The sequence below is a fragment of the Actinomadura soli genome, assembly GCF_005889715.1.
Lineage (GTDB): Bacteria > Actinomycetota > Actinomycetes > Streptosporangiales > Streptosporangiaceae > Spirillospora > Spirillospora soli.
Genome location: NZ_VCKW01000534.1, coordinates 1 through 1,902, shown reverse-complemented (window position 1 = coordinate 1,902; position 1,902 = coordinate 1). Strand labels below are relative to the sequence as shown.

At 72.3% G+C, this 1,902-nt stretch carries 3 protein-coding genes; 1 reads left to right on the top strand and 2 read right to left on the bottom strand.

The annotated features are described in order from the left end of the window. The coding region (locus ETD83_RS43370; RefSeq protein ID WP_171064748.1) for a hypothetical protein at positions 1-281 on the top strand (281 nt) is incomplete at its 5' end. 1 nt (position 282) lies between these two features. On the opposite strand, the gene ETD83_RS41595 is transcribed toward ETD83_RS43370, so the two are convergent. After that, a complete protein-coding gene (locus tag ETD83_RS41595) occupies positions 283-1,137 on the bottom strand; it encodes an STAS domain-containing protein (RefSeq protein ID WP_138650730.1) in 855 nt (284 codons plus the stop codon). Positions 1,138-1,140: 3 nt separating this feature from the next. Next, the gene (locus tag ETD83_RS41590; RefSeq protein WP_138650729.1) at positions 1,141-1,479 is read right to left on the bottom strand and encodes a hypothetical protein; all 339 of its coding nucleotides are present in this window, start codon (positions 1,477-1,479) and stop codon (positions 1,141-1,143) included. Between the last annotated feature and the right edge of the window lie 423 nt (positions 1,480-1,902).

The following is a 1,902-nucleotide window of genomic DNA, read 5'->3' as shown; positions in this document are numbered from 1 at the left end:
ACCTCGACCTGCCCGCCCTCGGCCTGCCCGACAACCCCCACCACACCCACACCGTCACCGACCAACTCAACGGAACCACCTACACCTGGACCCAAACCAACTACGTCCGCCTCGACCCCCACACCCAACCCGCACACATCCTGACGTTCGAGAAGCCGGACGACGGACGTGCGCGGGCCGAAGCGAACCGCGAGCCGAGCCGCAAGCCGAGGCGGGCAAGGGCGGCAGCCGACCCGCCGAGGAAGAGGAGGACCGCGAAGAGGCCGAGTGGCGGAAGCTGAGTCAGACGGGCTCGGCGGCGGGCAGGCGGTCCTGGATGGAGCGGCATCCGGTGAAGACCGAGCCGAGGCCCTCGCGGTCGATGATCTCGCGGAGTTTGGCGGGCAGCGCCGGCAGCGCGAGGCAGCCGCCGTCGGCGGCGACGCGCCAGCGGATGCCGAGCAGGATCGGCAGCGGGTCGCAGCGGACGCCGAGCCGGTCGTGCATCCGCACCATGAGGTGGCGCAGGTTCCCCTCCACGAGCCTGGTGAGCGTCTCCCCGAGCCGCGGCACCGTGACCTCGTCGAGCACCCCGGACAGGTGGACGACCGTGTGGTCGCCGTCCCCGGCCGCCGTCGTGGTGATCATGAGTTCGGACGGGGCGGGCGGGTTCGGCGCGAGCCCGGCGTCGCCCGGGTGCAGGGCCCGGATGGCGTCCAGGACGTGCGTGGTGTCGACGTCTTCCGCGCCACCGTCCGGGGCGGGCGTGGCCGTGGCCGACGCGATGTCCGGGAACACCGGGACGAGCTGCGCCAGGCCGGTGAGCCGCAGCGCCCGGAGCACGTGGCCGGACGGCTCGGGCACGACGGCCCGCAGCTCGCAGCCCAGCAGCTGCGCCCGCGTCTCGGCGCGGGCCAGCAGGACGAGCCCGGCCGCGTCCAGCAGGACCGCGTCACCGAAGTCGACGACGACGCCCCCGCGGGTCCCGCCGCGCCGCCGTCCCCGCGGCGGGGCCGCCGCGGCGGCGAGGGACAGCGCCTTGCTCACCCCTTCCCGGATCCCCGCGTAGTTCTGCCAGCTGATCTGCGCGGGCAGGCTCAGCACGATGAACCCTCGCCGGGTCTCGATGCTCAGGCCCGGCACGGTCGTGTCCTTCATGTGTCACATCCCGATCGGGGTTCTCGTGGCCGCGCGGGCGGGCCGGGGCGGAGCGGTGGCGGTGGCGGTCAGGGCGGCGGCGTGGGAGCCGGGCGGACGCGATCCGGGCCGGTCGTCCGGACTCTCGTCCGGATACGGGGGGCGGCCGCCTCGCACGACGCCCGTCAGCCGGGACGCCGCGAGGCGTTCGATGATCCGCTCCTCGGGCCGCACCCCCAGATGGGCGCAGCAGCACCACAGGTCGTCCACGCAGCGGCGCACGTTCTCCGCCGGAACATCGGCGAAGCGAACGCGCAGCCGCGCCACGAGCTCATCGCGCGTCGGTACGACCGATGGCGACATCTCCCAGCGCTCCACTGTCCCTCCGATCGCTCATGGACGGACGCATTCCGTCCAAACTGAGCAGAACCCGCCGGTGGGGCGGGTTCTGAGCTTGGATGCGACCTACCCGGGGCATGCGCCAGAAAAAGCGACGAACCTAAAAACACGGACATGACACCACCGTCGCGCGGCAAGCATTCGGGGCCGTCCGCGCCGGTGGGCACGGACCGCCCCGCGCGGTGGGCCTCCCGGACCGAAACCGGTCCGCCGGTCACAGACCGTACTGAATCTTTTACGGATGGTTGCCTGTCGCGAACGTCCCCGGAGCGGACGGCGGGCATTGCTGATCTAGATGTCTCCAACACACCCGGGGTGGCCCATGCACGGACAGCCGAAGAACATCACCTGCACCACGTCCGGCCAGGTCACCGCACCGGACATGGA